The sequence below is a fragment of the Sediminicola sp. YIK13 genome, from assembly GCF_001430825.1.
Classification (GTDB): Bacteria; Bacteroidota; Bacteroidia; order Flavobacteriales; family Flavobacteriaceae; genus Sediminicola.
In genome coordinates this window covers 840417-857775 of record NZ_CP010535.1, presented here as the reverse complement: position 1 = coordinate 857775, position 17359 = coordinate 840417, and the positions used below count along the sequence as shown (strand labels likewise).

Below are 17359 nucleotides of genomic sequence, written 5' to 3'. Positions count from 1 at the left end.
AAGCTCAAACATTCGTCACCCCATGGTTACCGCAAACTTTCCCCTCCGTCTACCTTCAATACTGTACCCGTGATCCATTTTGCCTCTTCTGTGGTCAAAAGATAAACCACATTGGCAACATCTTCGGGGGTGGTCAACCTACCACTTGGATTGCGCTTTAAGGCATGTTTCTTCAATTTCTCACTCCCAGGTATCATGTTAAAAGAATTGGTCAAGGTCATTCCGGCTTGCACGCAGTTGGCTTTGATACCCATCGGAGCGAATTCCAAGGCCATATTACGGGTTATTGCTTCCAGGGCAGCCTTTGCGGCAGAAACTGCGGCATAATTCTCCCAGGCTTTAGAATTGCCCTCACTGGTAAATGAAATGATCCTGGCATCTTCTGCAAATAGCTTAGCGGCTATCAACGCTTTTGTCCAATCGTACAGACTAATCGCCATGGCATCCATCGTAAGGTGAAAATCTTGGTTGTTCAAGGTATTTTGTACATCAGAATGCATCGGTTTTAAATTGCCCTTCGCAATGCTGTGGACCAAGACTTTTATACGGCCATTTGGCTCCAAATCACCATAGATTTCCTTTATAGTTGCCATTCTACGCTCTGGATTAGTGGCGTCTATATGGTATGATTTCAGCTCAATATTATTTAAAGTAATACTTTTAAATTCTTCTTCAATTATCTGGAAATCAATTCTTCTATCCCTGTGTACTACTAAAATATTAAATCCGTGCCTTGCCAGCTTTTTAGCCGTTGCCAGACCTAAACCGCTACTGCCGCCTAATATCAAGGCCCATTCATTTTTTAGTGTCCCATTCTTACCCATAATCCCCTTATATTTCTATTCTAAAGCACTATTTATTATTACATGAGTACTACAGATTACCATTCCAACAATATTCGTTGGGCCGAAAATCCTGGTCCAAAACTAAGTATCAATCCCTGTTCTCCCTTTGTGATTTCCTTTTCCAAAAAGCGCTCCAGGACATACAATACTGTTGCACTGCTCATATTACCGTACAAGCGCAATACTTCCCTAGTGTCATCTATATTTTTGCCCATGGCCCCAAAGAGATCTTCCACAGTTTGCACTATTTTCTTGCCCCCGGGATGAAAGATCAGGTGGTCAACTTGGGCTATGGATGAGCCATGGCGTGCTAAAAAAGGATGTACGATATAGGGAAAATGAGCTGCGATGGTTTCTGGTACTGCGGGATCCAATATCATTTTTAGCCCATGATTGGTGAGATCAAATCCCATCATATGGGTAGCATCGGTAAAATGATACATCTCCCCTCCTGCTATCTTAGGTCCTTTGGCTTCTTTCTCCGAAGACAAAAGCACACAGGCCGCCCCGTCGCCAAAGATGGCCGCACTGACCATATTGGCCATGGAATAGTCATTCAATTGAAAGGTGGCAGTTGGACTCTCTACTGCCACTAAAGCAGCGCGTTTCCCTGGATTGGAGCGCAAAAAATTATAGGCGTAAATCAAACCAGATACGCCCGCAGCGCAGCCCATCTCGGTAACAGGGAGTCGCACCACATCTTGTCGCAATCCCAAATCATTGATAATATAGGCATCCAATGAGGGAATCATAATGCCCGTGCAACTCACGGTTATGATAAAATCTATACTATCGGTCTGCCAATCCGCGGCTGCCAAAGCCTTCTGCAGCACCCCAGAACCCAGTTTTTTGACTTCCCTGGCATAAATAGCGTTTTTGTCCTCAAAGGAAGTGGTGGTAAACACTTCTTCTGGTGCCATAATACTATAGCGTTTATCCACTGCAGCGCCTTCAAATATTTTGAGCACCTTACGTCTAAACCGATCCTCCTGGCTGCCCAACCACAATTCTACAAGTGGCAAAATATCCTTGGTATCCCTGCTGTAATCTGGTAATTGTTTGGTAACTGTTGCAATCCTAACTTCATTCATTTTATAACTGAGGGTCTATTAGTTCTTATGAGCCATAAATATCTAAAGGCCCATTTGTAATGTACCGAATGGTATACTTTTGGAATCGCTTTTGAAAAATTGATCAACTCGTCTTTCAAAAAGCCACTTTTTATAGATGTTAATCCGTCTAATCTTCCTATATCGGTTTTGATAAAAATAATACTAAACAACTTAAAAAGATAATATGCTGCCTTACTTCTTTGCAAATCATTGATAACGACCCCCAAACTGGCCAGTTTTACAAATTGGTCCAAAAATATGGGGATTTCGGCATTGCTAAAATGATGCATGGTCAGGGTACAAAGCAAAATATCACATTGTAGTGCTTCAGCCTTAATATTGAGTATATCCCGACTTAGAAATTGTATTTCAGGGTATCCAATGGACAGCTCTTGAGCGATTTGGATTCCTTTCTCACTCAAATCGATGCCTACCAAACGTACTTCAATATCTTTATTGCGGTAGAAATCGGCCACTTCCCTTAACATTTGTCCATCTCCACACCCCATGTCTACGATGGTGTACTTTTCCCTAGGTGTTTCCTTGATCAATTGGTCTACCGCCCTAACTGTAATCCTATTCCCATTTAAGAGTCTGTTTACACGTGAAATATCCTCCAAAACTCTCCTAAGAACCTCCTCAGGCACATTGGGATCGTCCATCAATTCCGGGTCCGTATTTCTATGGGTAAAATTAATCATAGGGTAATGGGTTTGCCGTGTGTGCTTCTTATCAATTTTTTCAAGATCCAAGGTGAGTTGCCAACGGCTCCTAAAGCCCATTGGGACAGGTTGGGGTTTAATAACAATGATTGTAACCTTCTTCCCATCCATAATCGATGTTGAAAAGTCTGGTCCCATGTGGTTTGATAAGCGTCTTCCAATTGGCCCCTCCTAAATGAAGTATCACTAAAATATTTGGATATCAACTCAGAAGCCAGCTTAGCGCTATGTATGGCCATAGCCATTCCATTGCCACAAAGGGGATGGATGAGTCCAGCAGAATCCCCGCACATCAGCATATGGTTTTCAATGGCATTTTTTTTGTCAAATGATATTTGTGCAATGCTTAATGGGGATGGGAACAAAGGTTCCCCTTCCCTTAGAAATTCGGCCAGAAAGGGGTTTTTGGACACAACATTGGCATTAAAGCTATCTATATTCTTTTCATTCTTAAAACTATCATAGGTGGTCAGATAACAAAAGTTGATCGCTCCTGTTTCTGTTTTGGAAAGCCCGGCATAACCGCCCCTAAAATTATGGAGGGCCACTAAATTATCGGGGAAATTCGGGAAATTATAATGTACCTTAACGCCCAACCAAGTAGATTTGTGCTGTACAAAATCGCGTTTTAAATGCATATCCAAGGTGCTACGTTTGCCATAGGCTCCCAAAACAATCCGTGAAGTAAAGTGATTCTCCCTTTGGGTTACAATTGAGAAACGATCATTTGCAAAGTGCACCTTATCCACGTTTTCAAAAACAAAATCCACCCCATGGGCCTTTGCCTTTCGAAACAGCAAATCATCAAAGGCATACCTGCTTATTCCTATTCCCCCTAGCGGAAGTTTTGTTGTAATGCTATTCCCGTTGACCAATGAAAATTGCAGGGTATCTATTTGTGCCACCTGATATTCGGTAAACGTAATGTCCAAATATTTTAAATATGGCAACACTTCATTGGAAACATATTCACCACAGACTTTATGATGTGGATACCTCTGCTTTTCAAGCACTAAAACGCTATGACCATTTTTTCCGAGATGCAAGGCAGCCGTCAAACCAGCCAACCCCCCTCCAATGATAATAACATCATATTGTACCATTGATGGAAGATACTATTATAAATAAAAAATCCCGCCATATTGGGCGGGATTTAGTTAAAAAAAAGATGGTATTATTTATCCTTTTGTTTTTTCAATGGCTTCTTGTTTTAATGCCTCATTGGCCACAATAACCATTTCTACCCTACGGTTCTTTGCTCTTCCCTCAGGGGTTGAATTGTCCGATTTAGGCTGATTCTCACCATACCACTTGGCGGTAAGTCTACCTCTATCTATTCCCTGTGAAATAAGGTAATTGGTGACTGACTGTGCACGTTGTTGTGAAAGGCTCATGTTGTACTCATCACTACCTGCACTATCGGTATGTCCTTCTACCAAAATATTGGTGTCTGGATATTCCTTTAAAACACCGGCCAACCTATTTAAAGTCTCGGCTGAAGCTCCTTTTACCGCTGATTTATTAGTGTCAAAATACACACCGGCATCTTCATTGAAGGTCACGTTGATCCCTTCACCTACTCTAGACACTTCTGCCCCTGGAATCTCGGTCTCTATACGTTCCGCCTGCTTGTCCATTCTATTTCCTATATAACCTCCGGCAGCGCCACCTACCACAGCACCGATAATGGCACCTAAAGCAGTATTTCCCTTACCTACGTTATTTCCGATAACACCACCTACCGCAGCGCCACCAGCAGCACCGATCACAGCACCTTTTTGGGTTTTATTGGCATTCTTAACTGTACTACAACTTGCAATAATGGTGAGAGCCATTACAAACATGATACTTCTTGATACTATATTTTTCATTTTAATCGATTTTACTTTTTAGTGTAATTATAAACTACGGTTACAGGCGAACCATTAACGGAAACATCAGATTTCAATGTCATGGCCTGTGGGGTCAAGCTAACGATATCCAAACGGTAGCCAAAACCACCACTGATATCTTTATTTTTAGCATTGATCGACTTGAACTGTAGTTGATTGGGAAGTCCTTCCCTGTTCACTACGGACCATTTGATATAACGATCTCCGCCAGAACAAAGGCTCCCACTAGGTATGGTATAGCGTCCTGTGCTATTGTTATCTCTAAAAAACCACTCACTGTTCTTAAAACAGATATCCTTTGTATCGTTAAAAAGCAAGGAAGAGAAGGTTCCGGTATTATTTTCGTAGGAAATAGTGTTCAAGGACCAGGTCCCGCTCAACATATTTCTTTGGCTCCGAACCTCTTTGGTTACGGAACAGGATGTCATGATTAGTGCTGCAAGAGCAAGCATTAAAATGATTTTTTTATTCATCTTTTAGGGTTTAATTTAACTTATATACGTTGAAATACATCAAAACGGCTTTGCATTATTAATAATGTTCAAATCCTAGCGCAAGATCGTGATTTCAGCGTGCAATATTAGTTCAAAAACATCTATTAATAACGCATTTGCTAATAATCCAGTAACTCTTTGATAGCTAGCGAAAAACGTTCCTTTGGGAGGTAGTTTTGTTCCAATTTTTTGGCAAATGGGATGGGAGTATCCAAACTGGCCACTCTCTTTACCGGTGCATCCAGAAATTCAAAACAGTTTTCCATGACCAAGGCAGAAATATCGCTGGCTACGCCACCAAAAAGACTGTCCTCCTGTAGGATGATCAGTTTTCCCGTTTTTTTGACAGATGCGTATATGGCTTCCATATCCATGGGTTGTAGAGTCCTTAAATCCAAAAGTTCTGCATCTATCTCTGGTTGATTGTCCAAAACTTCCAAGGCCCAATGCACCCCTGCCCCGTAGGTAACTATTGTGATGTCCGATCCATTTCTCAAAATACTGGCCACTCCCATGGGTAAGGTGTAATAATCTTCTGGTACCTCTTGGTACATACTCCTATATAAGGCCTTATGTTCAAAGAAAAGTACCGGATTGGGGTCGTTAATAGCGGTTGCCAACAATCCCTTGGCATCATAGGGAAACGCGGAATAGACCACCTTTAAGCCTGGTGTCTTGGTAAACCATGCCTCGTTGGTCTGGGAATGGAACGGTCCTGCTCCTACTCCAGCCCCGCAGGGCATACGAACCACAATATCTGCATGTTCCCCCCAACGGTAGTGTGATTTTGCCAAGTAGTTTACGATAGGGTTGAAACCAGAACTTACAAAATCGGCGAATTGCATTTCTACCATTACCTTCATCTTATTAATGGATAGGCCCATGGCTGTGGAAACAATAGCAGACTCACAGATGGGAGTGTTTCTTACCCGGTCCTTACCAAATTCCTCCATAAATCCTTCGGTAATTTTAAAAACCCCTCCATAATCGGCTATGTCCTGACCCATGAGCACCAAATTGCCATGCCGTTCCATGGACTGCCTTAGTCCTTGCGAAATGGCATCTATAAGCCGGATGTTGGCAGTCTTATTGTTCGGGTTAACTTCTTGATATTCAAAATGTTTGTACACGTCCTTTAATTCCATGATGGTATCGAGGGTGATTTCCTCTTCATTGTAAGCCATTTGCAGATGGTCCTCTATTTCTTGAAGGATCTTTTCTTTTATCTGGGCTATGGAGCCGTCATTTAACACTCCCTCTGAGACCAGAAATTCTTCATAATTTGAAATCGGGTCTTTTTTCGCCCATTCATCCATCAGTTCCTGAGGGACATACTTGGTCCCACTGGCTTCTTCATGCCCCCTCATCCTAAAGGTCTTGAACTCCAACAGCACCGGCCTTGGGGTACTTCGCATGCTCTGACAAAGGGCATCTACTTTTTCATAGACCTCTAAAATGTTGTTGCCATCTATGATGTGCGACTCAATGCCATAGCCTAGGCCCTTATCTGCCAAATGCTCACATTTATATTGTTCATTGGTCGGGGTAGAAAGTCCATATCCATTGTTTTCTATACAGAATAAAACAGGAAGGTTCCAGACCGAGGCGATATTAAGGGCTTCGTGAAAATCTCCCTCACTGGTGCCTCCTTCGCCCGTAAAAACTGCAGTCACCAATTTTTCTTTTTTTAGGATATTTGCCAACGCTATACCATCTGCAACCCCCAACTGTGGTCCCAAATGGGAGATCATACCTACAATCTTGAATTCTTGGGTCCCAAAATGAAAACTGCGGTCCCTCCCTTTGGTAAATCCACTGTTCTTGCCTTGCCATTGGGAAAACAACCTGTATAAAGGAATATTTCGAGAGGTGAAAACACCTAGGTTTCGGTGCATGGGCAAGACATACTCGTCTTCCTTCAACGCAGATGTCACTCCTACTGAAATAGCTTCCTGCCCAATGCCACTGAACCATTTGGAAACCTTTCCCTGGCGCAGTAAAATCAGCATTTTCTCCTCGATCAACCGAGGTTTCATCATCCTTTCATATAATTTCAACTGGGTGATCTTGCTAATATTCTTGGGTTGATATTTCATAATGATATAACGTTGGCTGCTAATATTGGGTTAAATGTAACGAAAGGAGAGAACAAAATTGAATGTTTTCTTATTCGATAACCTTAATTAATTTAGTAAATTTGAGGTGCAAATTTAATTTTTGGTCATGAGCGGAATTCCAAGTGTAAATCTTCAAGATTTTTTATCTGAAGACAAGAATAGAAATAAAAAATTTATTGAAGAAATCGGCAGCGCCTTTGAGGATATAGGTTTTGTGGCCTTGAGCGGTCATTTTTTGTCCGATGAACTTGTAAAGGATCTTTACAGTGAAGTTCGCAGCTTTTTCAATTTACCCCAAGAGGTAAAAGATTCTTACGAAATTCCTGGAATTGGTGGACAAAGAGGATATACCTCCTTTGGAAAGGAACACGCAAAGGGTAAAAAAGAAGGGGATTTAAAAGAATTCTGGCATTTTGGCCAATATGTAGAGGACAATCCAAAATTGGAGGCCGAATATCCGGACAACGTGATCGTTAAAGAACTTCCCAATTTTAATGTTATTGGAAAGGAAACCTATAAGATGCTCGAAAAAACGGCAAAATATGTACTTAGGGCCCTGGCTTTGCACCTTGAACTTGAGGAAACTTATTTTGATGATTATATAAAAAACGGAAATTCCATCCTTAGGCCTATCCATTACCCGCCCATAACCTCCGAACCAAAAAATGCAATTAGGGCAGCGGCTCATGGAGACATCAATTTGATAACCCTGTTAATGGGGGCACAAGGGAAAGGGCTTCAGGTAATGAACCATCAAGGGGAATGGGTAGATGCCATAGCACAACCCAATGAACTAATGATCAATGTTGGGGATATGCTTTCCAGGCTAACCAATAACAAACTAAAATCTACCATCCACCAAGTGGTTAATCCTCCCAGGGAACTATGGGGAACATCAAGATACTCCATTCCTTATTTCATGCACCCGGTAAGCGATATGCCGCTCAACTGTTTGGAAAATTGTGTGGATGACGAAAATCCCAAGCAATTTGAGGACATTACAGCGGGAGAGTTTTTACATGAAAGATTGATCGAACTTGGATTGATTAAAAAATAAGTATAACAGATGCCTTTCTGGACAAGGAAGGTTTTTTCTATTATTCAATAAATTAAAAGATGGACATTAAAGACCAGCTAAAAAACTTATTCCCAGATCATACTCCTTCTACCGAAGAGGAAACATCCACATCCAACCAAGAGGAAATTTGGATGCAAGAGGCACCCATGATCTGTAAATATGAAAAACGAAAAGGGAAACCAATCACTATTATTGAGGGATATACCGGGGCTGATGAAGATTTTAAAAAATTGGCCAAGGAGTTAAAGACCAAATTGAGTGTTGGTGGCAGCTTTAAGGATGATTCCATTATCATCCAAGGTGATTACCGTGATAAAATTATGGAAATCTTAAAGGAAAAGGGGTTTAAAGTGAAACGTGTGGGCGGTTAAAATCTGTTAATTAGCTTTCAGATTTTTATTTAAAATGTTATCTTTAAAAGAATGTAACAAGTGCATGCTTAACACCTAACTAACATCCAATGAGTACCCAATTGCACATAACTAATGGCGATTTTCTTACCCAACGGTTAAAATCGTTAGATCTTAAGGGTGATATTATCACCTGGAGGGAAATGCTATGTGAAGGAAAGACCTTAACGGCAGTTGGGAGCGAATCATTTTGGAAGGCACGTTTTGAATTCCTTAACAAAGCGTATAAAATATCAAAAACCAGTTTCATAGAGCAAACTTTAAAGGAATACAGGTCCCTTTGCAGTCACAAGCAACAGGACCAGATTATTTTATGGTTTGATTATGATCTTTTTTGTCAAATAAATATGTTGGCGGTCATCAGTTGGCTGAAGACACACCGAAGACATGCTGAGATCTCCTTGGTCTCACCGGTCAGTGTGAAAGAAGGGGAAACACCTAAAAGTCTTTCCGAAATGGAAGATCATGAGCTTTTAAGCATCTATGGACTGCGCAAAACACTTACTCAGGATGATATTGAATATGCAGATTACATTTGGCAATTATACTGTAGCAACAATCCCATACGATTAGAGAATGTAGGTGATTTCCAAAACTATCAATTTGACAATCTCGCCAATGCCATTGCTGCTCATCTAAAAAGATTTCCAAGTATACGCAATGGTCTAAATGAGGTGGAAAACCAAGTACTAAGAGTGGCTTTGGAACATCATCCCGATTCAAAAAAGGAATTATTATCCCTTATCCTTAAAAATCAAGGTTTATATGGTTTTGGTGACACCCAATACGAGCGGGTCCTTACTAAAATAAAACCTTTATTTTCCTCTTTCTCCCCTGTGGTGCTATCCCCTGATGGGTTGGGCATCTTTAAGGGAAAAACCAATTATTATTCCGCGATTAAGGAAAATGATGAGTACCTCGGAGGCGCCTTAAAATATAACTTCCTCTATAATTCGTCTACCGACAGAATTCTAAAATTATAACATGCAACTTAATCCATCTGAATTTATCTTAAATGCAGACAACAGCATTTATCACCTCAATTTACTGCCTGAAGATATCGCACCGACAGTTATTACCGTTGGTGATCCAGATAGGGTTTCAGAAGTTTCGAAACATTTTGACCATATTGAGATCAAAAAAGGCAAGAGGGAATTTCATACCCATACAGGTACCTTAAACGGCAAACGTCTTACGGTGATGTCAACAGGTATTGGGACCGATAATATTGATATCGTCCTCAACGAACTGGATGCTTTGGTAAATATTGATTTCTTCACCAAAAAAATCAAATCAAAGCTAACCTCCCTGGATATCATCAGAATTGGCACCTCCGGGTCCATCCATTCCGATATTCCTATTGATTCTTTCCTAATGAGCGAATATGCTATTGGTTTTGATAGCTTACTTCAATTCTATGATAGCGACCATGTGCAACATCACGATATACAAAAAGCATTTATGGACTATACCCAATGGTACAACCATAAATCGACCCCTTACGTGGTTGCTTACGATAAGGTTCTGGGCGCCAAACTGATGTCCGACGAAATACTATTGGGTTTCACAGCCACCAATGTGGGTTTTTATGGACCCCAGGGAAGGAAGTTGCGATTGGAAACCCAGGACAATGATTTAAATGGCAAACTGGCGGCGTTCAGATTTAACGACCTAAAAATAACCAATTTGGAAATGGAGACCTCAGGGATTTACGGTTTGGCAAAACTCTTGGGACATAGGGCAGTATCCATGAATTGTATTTTGGCAAACAGAAGTACTGGTCAGTTTTCCAATAAACCAGCAGAATCCACAGAAAAATTAATACAGTATACCCTACAAAAGATAACGCAGTAAATGAAGACCGTTAAGATCATAGGAGTTCCAGAACATTTTAACTTTCCATGGCATTTGGCCATAGAAGAAGGTGCTTTTGAAGAACGGGGCATAGACCTGCAATGGTCCGATATTCCCGAAGGCACTGGGAAAATGTGTCAAATGCTACAAGATGGGGAAACAGACCTTGCCATTATCCTTACAGAAGGTATTGTTAAGAGTATAGTAGAGGGAAATCCGGTTAAAATTGTTCAGAAATACATAGAATCGCCCTTACTCTGGGGTATTCATGTTGGTGCTAAAAGCAAGTATACCCAAATTAAAGAATTGGAAAATTCCAAGGTGGCCATTAGTAGATATGGCAGTGGCAGCCACTTAATGGCTTATGTGAATGCCAAGAATAACGGCTGGGATACCAATACATTGGATTTTGAGGTCATAAACAATCTCGATGGGGCGGTTACGGCCTTGATCAATGGTTCTGCAGATTATTTTATGTGGGAACACTTCACCACTAAACCATTGGTGGACAAGGGCACCTTTAGAAGGTTGGGAGATTGCCCTACCCCTTGGCCATGCTTTGTTATTGCTGCAACCGATAACTTCATATCGAAGCAAAAAGGCACTTTGGCCCATATTCTTGAGGTAATTAACCTGTATACAGAAGAATTTAAAAGTATCCCAAGTATCGATAGGAATTTGTCCAATGCCTATGAACAACAACTTGAAGATATCAAAGAATGGCTATCCATAACAGAATGGAGCCAATCGCAAATGGACGACAAAACCTTGTCAGAAGTTCAAGAACAATTAAAGGTATTGGGTTTGATTGAGAAGAAAGTTGCAAAGGAAAATATCCTACACGAATAGAAACAGAAATTCAATAAGCACACTAATGTTGTTTTTCCATAAAATGTCTTTCTATAATTTCCAATAGTTTTTCATCGGAAAGGGGTTTTTGGACAAATTCTTTGATCATTGGATTATTACTGGCCTTGATAATATCTCGTTCATCCTGGCTCATGGTTGTCACCACCACAGTAATGTTGTTTTTGATTTCTTTGGAATAGCGATCCGTATAGGCGTCCAAGAACTCCCATCCGTCCATTACCGGCATCTTAATATCCAATATCAGCAAGCATGGAATAAATGACTCATGTCCATTTAAGCTTATGCTTATTTCATCTAATAAATCCAGGGCATCCTTACCATCTGTAGCAGCATACACATCTACATCCAAAGGCAAATTACGTATAAACACTTTATTGATGAATGTTGCAGCAGGATCATCATCAACAAGTAAAACAGATTTAATAGAAAATTGGGTCACACAGATTTCATTAGAATATACTCTCTAAGTTAACTAATTAGTCGATAATAGAAAAGAATTCATTGAAAATTCGATAAATTACCATACGATAGCTTCTTTTTTAGCATCAGTCAATAGCTCATTACACTTGCTAAAATGGCGATTACCAAACCAATATCCCCTATTGGCACTCAAAGGCGATGGATGTCCTGACATAAGCACGCTATGTTTGGTCGTATCAATTAATTTTATCTTCTTTTTCGCAAACCCGCCCCACAATAAAAAAATGATACCTTCCCGCTCTTTAGATATTTTTTCAATGACCCTATCCGTAAATGTTTCCCATCCCTTCTTTTGATGGCTCCCAGCCTCATTTGCACGGACCGTTAAGGTGGCATTTATTAAAAGCACTCCTTGTTTCGCCCAATTTTCCAAGCTTCCACTTTCGGGGTACGACTTCCCAATATCAGATTCCAATTCCTTGAATATGTTGGTCAAGGAGGGTGGATGGTTCATATCATCCTGTACAGAAAAACACAGGCCATGGGCCTGATTAGGTCCATGATAAGGGTCCTGCCCTATGATAACTACTTTGGTTTCCTGAAATGGACAGTAATCAAAAGCTGCAAAAATATGATCACTTTTTGGATAACACGTATAGGTTTCATATTCGTGTTTTACAAAGAGAACTAAATTTAAAAAATACGACTTGTTAAACTCTTCGTAAAGATGCTCCCTCCAACTAGGATGTATATTGATGTTCATATAAAAAAGGCCTACTTTTGTAAGACCAAATTTAGGGCTTTACAATGCTATGAACAACATTCAACAAAAAACACTACAAGATTTAGAATTTTTTACTGTTTTGGACCAACTATCCCTCCGTTGCAATACAGAATTGGGAAAAGAAAAGGCCTTGACCGTTGTTCCCTTTTACAGTAAAGAGAGTATTTTGAATAGTTTAGGGCAAACCTCTGAATACTTGGCATCTTACACTAATGACAATAGGGTTCCCAATCACGGGTTCGATGCCATACACCAAGAATTGAAACTCCTAAAAATTGAGAACACCAGTCTTGAAATTACCGGTTTCCGAAAAATTGGAAATATCTGTAATACGGTTACCACCCACCTTAAATTTTTTAAAAAATTTAAGGAATATTACCCTTTGTTGTACAAGGCCTCTGACGTAATTGAACTAAATTCCGATATCCCAACCCAGATAGATATGGTCATTGACCGTTTTGGAGAAATAAAGGACAATGCTTCGGACAATTTAAAAACTATCAGACACGAAATTAACTTTGTCAAAGGAAAAATAAATCAAAGTTTCGGTTCCGCTTTAAACACCTATAACGCCTCTGATTTTTTGGATGAAATCCGGGAATCTGTGGTAGAAAACCGAAGGGTTCTCGCTGTTAAGGCCATGTATCGGAAAAAAGTAAAAGGAGCTGTTATGGGTTCCTCTAAGACTGGGAGCATTGTTTATATAGAGCCAGAGGCTACGTTAAAATACAGTAGGGAATTGAACAATCTAGAATTTGATGAAACTGAGGAAATCAAAAAGATCCTAAAATACCTTACAGAGCACATTAGACCCCATGCCCCCTTGTTGCATACATACCAAGAGTTTTTGACAGATATGGATATTACGGCTGCAAAAGCTAAATATGCCATGGACATGAATGCTGTGATGCCAGAAATTAGTTCGGACAAGAAGATGAACCTCAGGGATGCCTACCATCCTTTATTGTATTTGAGCAATAAAAGAAAAAAGGAAAAAACGTATCCACAGACCATAGCCCTTTACCCTGAAAATAGGATCATAGTGATCTCGGGCCCCAACGCCGGGGGGAAAAGTATCACTTTAAAGACTATTGGGTTGCTTCAGGTAATGGTGCAAAGTGGAATGCTTATTCCCGTTCACGAGCGCAGTACCGTATGCCTGTTCGATAAAATATTGACAGATATCGGGGATAATCAATCCATTGAAAACCACCTGAGTACTTATAGCTACCGTTTAAAAAACATGAACAGCTTCTTGCGAAAATGCAATGAAAGCACCCTCTTTTTAATTGATGAGTTTGGGACAGGGAGCGATCCGGAACTTGGTGGGGCTCTGGCAGAAACCTTTTTGGAGGTATTTTACGAACGCGGAGCCTATGGGGTAATTACCACCCATTATTCCAACCTTAAAATGTTGGCCAACGAACTCCCGGAAATGACCAATGCCAACATGTTGTTCAATTCCAGTACCCTGGAGCCCACCTACCAATTAGTTTTGGGACAGGCAGGAAGCTCCTTTACATTTGAAGTGGCACAAAAAAATGGAATTCCCTATAGTCTTATCAATAAAGCAAAGAAAAAAATAGAACGCGGAAAGGTTCGATTTGATGCCACCATAGCCAAGCTCCAAAAAGAAAGGAGCAAAATGGAAAAAACAGGGTCTCAATTAAAGGAAGAAGAATCGAAAGCCAGGGAAGAAGCAAAACGTTTGGAGGACCTCAATTCAAAGATAAAATCCAAGTTGGAAAATTACCAAGAGCTCTATGATCACAACCAACGCATGATCTATTTGGGGAACAAACTCAATGACGCAGCAGGGAAATATTTCCAAGACAAGAAGAAAAGGCCCTTGGTCTCGGAATTGTTACGCATCGTAGAAACCGAAAATAGCAAACGCAAGAAGAAAAGTGTAAAAGAGGTCAAAATAGAAAAGCAGAAGAAGGTAGAAGTAGCCCAGGAATTGGAGCAAAAAATAGTCAAGGTCAGGGAGGACAAAAAGAAAGAGAAGAAAAAAGCTATTGTCCAAGAAAAAAACAAACCAAGACCCATCTTTAAAATTGGAGACAGGGTACGCTTACAGGATGGTAAGGCAGTTGGGAGTATAGACAGTCTTGAAAAAAACAAGGCAGTGGTCAATTATGGTGTTTTTACTACCAACGTAAGTGTAGAGCAATTGGAGCTGGTGCAAGCCAAAAAATAACTTATGGAAGAAAATAAAAAAATTATTCTTTTTGACGGGGTATGCAACCTCTGCAATGGTGCTATACAATTTATCATAAAACGCGATAAAAAAGACAACTTTAGATACGCTCCCCTCCAAAGTGCCATTGGCAGAAAATTTCTTCAAGAGCGCAATATTGATACCTCTGAAATAGATAGTATCATTTTAATAGAGCCTGGTGTGGCCTACTACACCAAGGCAACAGCAGCCCTGAAAATTGGCCAAAATTTCGGAGGTGTATGGACCTTGGTCCAGATTTTTGAATGGATTCCTGAGTCGATCTCCAACTTTGTCTATGACATTATTGCTAAAAACAGGTATAAGTGGTTTGGCAAAAAAGAGGCATGTATGATCCCTACGCCCGAGCTTAAAGCCAAATTTTTGGAGTAACTCACCCAAATAGCGATTTTACGCTACAAAACAGCCCCTTCACTCATTATTGGTTTTTATTAATTGTTGGTTAGACTAGGTTTAATCCATCAACATAAACCAATGATTATGAGAAATTTATTCTTTGCCCTACTTTGTCCGTTTCTAATATTTGGAAGCAATGGTCCTGTTCCTTCCAAAATAAAACATGTGACGGTGTATCTGAGCGGCGCACAAATAACAAGGACCGCAACCTTCAAGGTGCCAATAGGCAGCAGTGAATTTACCTTTACCGGATTATCTACCGGTATTGATGAAAGTAGCATACAGATATCAGGACTACAATCGGTTTCCATTCTTTCCATGGCATACAAGATCAACTATCTTGATAAAAAATTGGACAACCCTGAAATATTCACTTTAGAAAATCTACTTGAAGGTTACAGATCGAATATTTCCCTGCTTCAAAGTAAGATTGCAGGACTGGCAGAGGAAGAATTGGTGATTACCAGCAATAGACAGCTCAATGCTGCCGAAAATAGTTTTGATCTGGAAAAAGTTAAGCAGATTAGCACCTATTACAGGCAAAGAATTACTGCCATAAGGGATACTATATTCAAAATAAATAAACAGCTAGATAGCATCAATGAAGTAGTTACGGCCACTCAAAACCAACTTTCCGAAATAAGAGGTCGGCCCCAGGAATATAAAGGAGAACTAACAATAAAATTTGATGCCGATAGTGATACATATTTAAATCTGAATATCAGCTACGCCGTGGCAGAGGCGGGCTGGGTCCCTACATACGATATTAAATCCAAGCAGTTAAATGCTCCTATCAATTTAACTTACAAGGCACAGGTGTATCAAAACACCGGTAATGATTGGGAAAACGTATCTATTTCCTTATCTACCGGTAATCCAAATCGTCATTCGGTCAAACCATCTTTGGAAACTAAATATTTGAATTTTATAGCCCGAAATACAAGGAATACAGCTTCAAGGGTAACTAAAAGATATCCATACTCCTATAATCCTACGGTGAAGAAAGTAACAGGAATAGTTACGGACGCATCTGGCCAGCCCCTTCCAGGATGCGCCATAGTTATTAAAGGAACCTCTATAGGAACCCAAACCGATTTTGATGGATATTACACCCTGCCCATTAAAAATGGAGAGGAATTGGTGTTTTCCTATATTGGATTCTCATCGGAAAGCGTACCCATCTACTCCTCTGTTATGAATATCAAAATGGAGGAAGATGCACAAAGCTTGGAAGAAGTTGTTGTAGTGGGATATAGTGACGCATCGGCTTCTATAACGGGACGAATATCTGGAACAAGTATTAGGGGTTTATCAACTAAATCAGAGGATACATCACCATTGTTTATTATTGATGGTATCCCTGCAGAGGGTTACATGGTAGGAGATTTGGTCGAAGATGAAATAGCCTCATTAGAAGTTTTAAAAGGAGATCAGGCGACCGCCATTTATGGCAACAAAGCAAGTAATGGAGTGGTAGTCATAACTACGGTCACCAGTAATCCAATGGATGAAATGACCAATTCGAAATTTGCAATCAAAAAGCCTTATAGCCTCAAATCCAATGGTGATATTACTACGGTAGAGATCAATAGTTTTGCTTTGGAGGCCACCTATGAATATTTCGCCGCTCCCCTGATCAATGAAAATGTGTTTCTGGTAGCCAAATTAAAAGAATGGGAAAAGTATCATATGTTACCAGGAGAAGCCAATTTATACTTTGAGGGTTCTTATGCAGGAAAAACGGTTATTGACCCGTATTCCGTAACAAAAGAATTGCATTTATCCCTTGGGGTAGATCCCCAGATTACCGTAACGAGAACAATGAAGAACGACTTTAAAAATAAATCCTTTATCGGTAGCAATAAAATAATTGATAAGGCATATGATCTGGAGGTGAAAAACAGTAAAACCACGACAATTGCATTAAGATTAATGGACAGAATACCCATTTCTCAAAATAAGGAAATAAAAGTGGAAGAGGTTAATACAATCGGGGCAAAGTACGACTCCGTTAAGGGCCTCATAACTTGGAAATTAAATATAGAATCCAATGATACTGCAAAAACACAATTCTCATATCAGCTTAAATATCCCAGATATAAGAGCATTTCACTTTAATGGATAGT

General features: G+C 40.1%; 17 protein-coding genes. 8 read left to right on the top strand and 9 right to left on the bottom strand.

The genetic code is table 11. The features are described 5' to 3' along the window. Positions 1–26 precede the first annotated feature (26 nt). The 7 genes from SB49_RS03765 to SB49_RS03735 form a co-directional block, all read right to left on the bottom strand. Entirely contained in the window at positions 27–824 is a 798-nt protein-coding gene (locus SB49_RS03765) for an enoyl-ACP reductase FabI (RefSeq protein ID WP_062053989.1), read from the bottom strand. Between the two features lie 56 nt (positions 825–880). Beyond that, positions 881–1936: a type III polyketide synthase gene (locus SB49_RS03760; RefSeq protein WP_062053987.1), complete on the bottom strand. Its 1056-nt coding sequence runs from the start codon at positions 1934–1936 to the stop codon at positions 881–883. Continuing rightward, positions 1933–2658 carry a methyltransferase domain-containing protein gene (locus tag SB49_RS03755; protein ID WP_062053985.1) on the bottom strand — a complete coding sequence of 242 codons (726 nt, stop codon included), beginning with the start codon at positions 2656–2658 and terminating at the stop codon, positions 1933–1935. Before SB49_RS03755 ends, SB49_RS03760 begins: the two co-directional genes overlap by 4 nt. Further along, a complete protein-coding gene (locus tag SB49_RS03750; protein WP_062053984.1) occupies positions 2655–3782 on the bottom strand; it encodes an NAD(P)/FAD-dependent oxidoreductase in 1128 nt (375 codons plus the stop codon). The genes SB49_RS03755 and SB49_RS03750 overlap by 4 nt, the downstream gene beginning before the upstream one ends. Positions 3783–3857: 75 nt before the next feature. After that, entirely contained in the window at positions 3858–4550 is a 693-nt protein-coding gene (locus SB49_RS03745; protein WP_062053982.1) for an OmpA family protein, read from the bottom strand. Between the two features lie 11 nt (positions 4551–4561). Then, positions 4562–5044 carry a lipocalin family protein gene (locus SB49_RS03740; protein ID WP_062053980.1) on the bottom strand — a complete coding sequence of 161 codons (483 nt, stop codon included), beginning with the start codon at positions 5042–5044 and terminating at the stop codon, positions 4562–4564. A gap of 140 nt (positions 5045–5184) precedes the next feature. Next, positions 5185–7161 carry an alpha-ketoacid dehydrogenase subunit alpha/beta gene (locus SB49_RS03735; RefSeq protein ID WP_062053978.1) on the bottom strand — a complete coding sequence of 659 codons (1977 nt, stop codon included), beginning with the start codon at positions 7159–7161 and terminating at the stop codon, positions 5185–5187. Between the two features lie 127 nt (positions 7162–7288). On the opposite strand from SB49_RS03735, the gene SB49_RS03730 reads away from it, so the two are divergent. The 5 genes from SB49_RS03730 to SB49_RS03710 all read left to right on the top strand — a co-directional run bounded on the left by SB49_RS03730 (position 7289) and on the right by SB49_RS03710 (position 11373). After that, on the top strand, positions 7289–8239 hold the full coding sequence (locus tag SB49_RS03730; RefSeq protein ID WP_062053976.1) for an isopenicillin N synthase family dioxygenase: 951 nt from the start codon (positions 7289–7291) through the stop codon (positions 8237–8239). A gap of 59 nt (positions 8240–8298) precedes the next feature. Then, on the top strand, positions 8299–8631 hold the full coding sequence (locus SB49_RS03725; protein WP_062053974.1) for a translation initiation factor: 333 nt from the start codon (positions 8299–8301) through the stop codon (positions 8629–8631). 89 nt (positions 8632–8720) lie between these two features. Beyond that, positions 8721–9653, top strand: a complete 933-nt coding sequence (locus tag SB49_RS03720) for a DUF1835 domain-containing protein (protein WP_062053972.1) — start codon at positions 8721–8723, stop codon at positions 9651–9653. A gap of 1 nt (position 9654) precedes the next feature. Beyond that, complete coding sequence (locus SB49_RS03715) at positions 9655–10524, top strand: nucleoside phosphorylase (RefSeq protein WP_062053970.1); 870 nt, start codon at positions 9655–9657, stop codon at positions 10522–10524. Then, a complete protein-coding gene (locus tag SB49_RS03710; protein ID WP_062053968.1) occupies positions 10525–11373 on the top strand; it encodes a substrate-binding domain-containing protein in 849 nt (282 codons plus the stop codon). A 22-nt stretch (positions 11374–11395) separates the two neighbouring features. On the opposite strand, the gene SB49_RS03705 is transcribed toward SB49_RS03710, so the two are convergent. Both SB49_RS03705 and SB49_RS03700 read right to left on the bottom strand, forming a co-directional pair. Then, positions 11396–11833: a response regulator gene (locus tag SB49_RS03705; RefSeq protein WP_062053966.1), complete on the bottom strand. Its 438-nt coding sequence runs from the start codon at positions 11831–11833 to the stop codon at positions 11396–11398. A gap of 78 nt (positions 11834–11911) precedes the next feature. Then, positions 11912–12577: a uracil-DNA glycosylase gene (locus SB49_RS03700; protein ID WP_062053964.1), complete on the bottom strand. Its 666-nt coding sequence runs from the start codon at positions 12575–12577 to the stop codon at positions 11912–11914. A gap of 49 nt (positions 12578–12626) precedes the next feature. On the opposite strand from SB49_RS03700, the gene SB49_RS03695 reads away from it, so the two are divergent. From SB49_RS03695 to SB49_RS03685, 3 genes are all read left to right on the top strand, one after another. Further along, positions 12627–14798, top strand: coding sequence for an endonuclease MutS2 (locus SB49_RS03695; protein ID WP_062053962.1), 2172 nt, complete (start codon positions 12627–12629; stop codon positions 14796–14798). Between the two features lie 3 nt (positions 14799–14801). Beyond that, positions 14802–15209 carry a thiol-disulfide oxidoreductase DCC family protein gene (locus SB49_RS03690; RefSeq protein ID WP_062053960.1) on the top strand — a complete coding sequence of 136 codons (408 nt, stop codon included), beginning with the start codon at positions 14802–14804 and terminating at the stop codon, positions 15207–15209. Positions 15210–15317: 108 nt separating this feature from the next. Beyond that, positions 15318–17351 carry a DUF4139 domain-containing protein gene (locus SB49_RS03685; RefSeq protein WP_062058830.1) on the top strand — a complete coding sequence of 678 codons (2034 nt, stop codon included), beginning with the start codon at positions 15318–15320 and terminating at the stop codon, positions 17349–17351. Positions 17352–17359: the final 8 nt, after the last annotated feature.